This window comes from Mesorhizobium sp. M2A.F.Ca.ET.037.01.1.1 (assembly GCF_003998075.1).
Classification (GTDB): domain Bacteria; phylum Pseudomonadota; class Alphaproteobacteria; order Rhizobiales; family Rhizobiaceae; genus Mesorhizobium.
In genome coordinates, this window is the sequence record NZ_RZSA01000880.1 from 1 (window position 1) to 2790 (window position 2790).

Annotated in this window: 3 protein-coding genes; all 3 read left to right on the forward strand. The window is 61.8% G+C overall.

The annotated features are described in order from the left end of the window. Positions 1 to 396: DUF6163 family protein (locus EOA27_RS30635; RefSeq protein ID WP_245491204.1), on the forward strand; the 396-nt coding region annotated here is incomplete at its 5' end. 239 nt (positions 397 to 635) lie between these two features. Then, on the forward strand, positions 636 to 1151 hold the full coding sequence (locus tag EOA27_RS30640; RefSeq protein ID WP_040983294.1) for a MarR family winged helix-turn-helix transcriptional regulator: 516 nt from the start codon (positions 636 to 638) through the stop codon (positions 1149 to 1151). A 475-nt stretch (positions 1152 to 1626) separates the two neighbouring features. Further along, the coding region (locus tag EOA27_RS30645; protein ID WP_127258005.1) for a L,D-transpeptidase family protein at positions 1627 to 2790 on the forward strand (1164 nt) is incomplete at its 3' end.

A 2790-nucleotide genomic window follows, 5' to 3' on the forward strand; every position in this document is an offset into this window, starting at 1 on the left:
GTGCTGCAGCCCTCGACCACCGAGGTCATCTTCGCCTGGTTCCAGCGTGTGATCGCCGGCTACTGCCTCTTGTTCGGCATCCTCTACTGGATCCGCCTGATCGGCATCTATCCGGGCGAATTGTGGCGCTTCGACCTGATGCCGGTGCACTGGCAGGTGGCGGCGGCGACGCTTGCCGTCTTTTTCCCCTTCGCCGCGGCGGGGCTTTGGATGCTGGCCTCCTGGGGGCCGGTGATCTGGTTCATCTGCGCGGTGACCGAGACGGTGATGTATGCCGGCTTCCCCGATCTCTTTGGCCACCGCCTGCTGATCGTGATCTCGCACGCCAGCGTGGCGCTGCTTTATATCGTCTTCCGCGTGGTCATCTGGCTGCAGAAGCGCCAGCTCCGGCAGTAGGCCGAGGGCTGGTTTTCCGGGCCGATTTCGCGGCCCGTTTTGTCCCTAAATCCGTTGGCTAAATCTTTAGGTTAATTGTTCTTGCTCGGGTGACCGATCGTTAAGCGTCTTCCGAAACCTCTTACCGGTAAGCTCTTGTTAGCCCTGGCGTTTAAGTCGAATTTTATGAGTATTCGATAGTGTCGCGATCAAGGTGAAAAACAAAAAATCACCAAGGCGACAAACGAGAGGCAAAGACAATGATCAATTCGCGTCCGGCGGCGAAGACCGCAAACGTATCCGACGATCGCCGCGAGGCTATCCGTTCGCTGTACATGGAATCGCTGCAGCTGGTGGAGCGTCTGCACCGCCGTCTGCTTGACGTGATCAAGGACGAGTTCGACCGCAACGGCCGTTCCGACATCAATGCCATCCAGGCGCTGCTGCTCTTCAACATCGGCAATTCGGAGCTGACCGCCGGCGAGCTGCGTTCGCGCGGTTACTATCTCGGCTCGAACGTCTCCTACAATCTGAAGAAGCTGGTCGACCTCGGCTTCATCAACCACCAGCGCTCACGCATCGACCGCCGCTCGGTCCGCGTCTCGCTGACGCCGAAGGGCAACGAGGTGGCCGACGTCGTCGCGGGCCTCTACGAGCGCCATGTCGGCTCGATCGAAGCGGTCGGCGGCATCAACACCGACGAGTTCAAGCAGATGAACCGCGCCCTGCAGCGGCTCGACCGCTTCTGGAACGATACGATCGCTTACCGGATGTAGGCGTTCGAAGAACATCGAAGCCGCGCCGAAGAAGCGCGGCCTAGGGGAAAGAACATGGGGCCGGTGCCGAACGCGCCGGTCCTTTCTTTTTGCAAAGGCGGCATCCACGGTAATTTGACCATCGCTGCGCGCGTTGAAGCTCTGTGCCTGACGGGGAGGGGCGCAGACTTTACAAGGGCGCGCTCGTGTCGCTGCGATGCAAAAAAGCATCGCCCCCATTTCTTTCACCTCGCCCCCTCATGCAAATCGCGGGCCAAGGTCACGTTGCCGCCATAATCGCGGTGGAATGCGGATGACGGGTCAAGCTGCGGGCCTATGCCCTGCGCTCCTTGGAACCTGCGTGGCGGCAGCGCGTTTCTGGCGGCCGGCGAAGCGGGGTCATGGTTGGCGAATTGTTAAGTTTGCCAACCCTAGAGTGCGGACAAAGCCGCCCGGCAAGCGATTGAGCGAGAGCGATCAAACAAGAATGTCTGCCATGAGAACCAGCCGCCGTTTCTTTCTTACCGGAGCCTCCGCGCTCGCCGCGGCCGTGGTCGCCGGCCAGGCCAGCGCCCAGGACGTGATCGGGGATATCCTGAAATCCTCGACGCGCGGCAATTGGGACGACCAGTTCGACGCCCGCGGCAACGACACCAACAAGGTCGCCTCGACGCTGCCGATCTTCAGCCAGCAGACGGTGGCCTTCACCGAGCAGGCGGTGGCGCAGTACCAGAACATCGTCGCCCAAGGCGGCTGGGAACAGGTTCCGGCGACCAAGAAGCTGCAGCTCGGCGTCGACGACCCGGATGTCGTGCCGCTGCGCAAGCGCCTGATGGTCTCGGGCGACCTGCCGCAGAGCGCCGGCATCTCGACGGCCTTCGATTCCTATGTCGATTCCGCGGTCAAGCGCTTCCAACTCCGCCATGGCCTGCCGGCCGACGGCGCCATGGGCAAATACACCTATACGGCAATGAACGTCCCGGCGCAGATCCGCCTCGGCCAGTTGCAGACCAACCTGCAGCGACTGAAGGAAAAGGCCGGCACGCTCGGCAGCCGCTATGTGCTGGTCGACATTCCGGCGGCCCAGGTCGAGGCGGTCGAGAACGACCGCGTCGTGCTTCGCCATACCGCGATCGTCGGCAAGATCGATCGCCAGACGCCGATCGTGAACTCCAAGATCAACGAGATCATCGTCAATCCGTACTGGAACGCGCCGGTCTCGATCGTGCGCAAGGACATCATTCCGCTGATGCGGAAGGATCCCAACTACCTCAAGGACAGCCACATCCGCCTGTTCGCGCCGGACGGCAGCGAGGTCGATCCGATGACCATCGACTGGTCGACCGACGATGCCGCGAAATACCGCTTCCGCCAGGATCCGGGCAACAACAATGCGATGGCCTCGGTCAAGATCAACTTCCCGAGCCCGGACGGCGTCTATATGCACGACACGCCGCAGCAGAGCCTGTTCGGCAAGCTAATGCGCTTCGACTCGTCGGGCTGCGTGCGCGTCCAGAATGTGCGCGACCTCGTCACTTGGATCCTGCGCGACACGCCCGGCTGGGACCGCCAGCATTTCGAAGCGGCGATCAAGACCGGCGAGAACACGCCGATCAACGTGGTCAACCCGGTACCTGTCCACTTCCTCTATCTGTCGGCC